At 53.8% G+C, this 511-nt stretch carries 1 protein-coding gene; it reads right to left on the bottom strand.

Going from position 1 to position 511, the window contains the following annotated elements:
- The coding region (locus tag BWI93_RS28040) for a hypothetical protein (RefSeq protein WP_217902353.1) at window positions 1–511 on the bottom strand (511 nt) is incomplete at both ends.

Raw genomic sequence — 511 nt, forward strand, 5'->3', positions numbered from 1 at the left:
TTCCGAAACCAGCTCGTGGTGGCGTTGCCATTTAGCCTCGAGTTCCTTTCGGATGTTCTCCTCCCCGTCGGTGTAGAGAATATGAACCTCACAGGGGCTCGGCTGCTGGAAACGCTGAATCCGGTGAACGGCCTGAATAAAGTCGTTGAATTTGTAATCGATGCCTAAAAACACGGCCTTGTGACAGTGCCGCTGGAAGTTGCAGCCCTGACCGGCGATTTCGGGTTTGGTAGCAAGAAAGCGGTACTCCCCGCGGGCAAAGTCGATTAAGAGCTTTTCTTTCACCTCATCGGCCTGCGAGCCGTAGACCGAGTGAAAGCTTTGCTGGCCATTGAATTCCGCCCACTCTTCAATCATTTCCCGTTCGTACTCGAGGTGGTGCCAGATGACGTAGTGATCCCCGGTCGGATCCTGATCTACGATCTCCTGGAGTTTCATGACTCGGGCGGCTACGCTCTCCCGCTTTTCTTTGGCAGCGGTCTTTAAATCGACAGCCTGATTACGCACGAGT

The organism is Siphonobacter sp. BAB-5385, assembly GCF_002261125.1.
Classification (GTDB): Bacteria; Bacteroidota; Bacteroidia; order Cytophagales; family Spirosomataceae; genus Siphonobacter.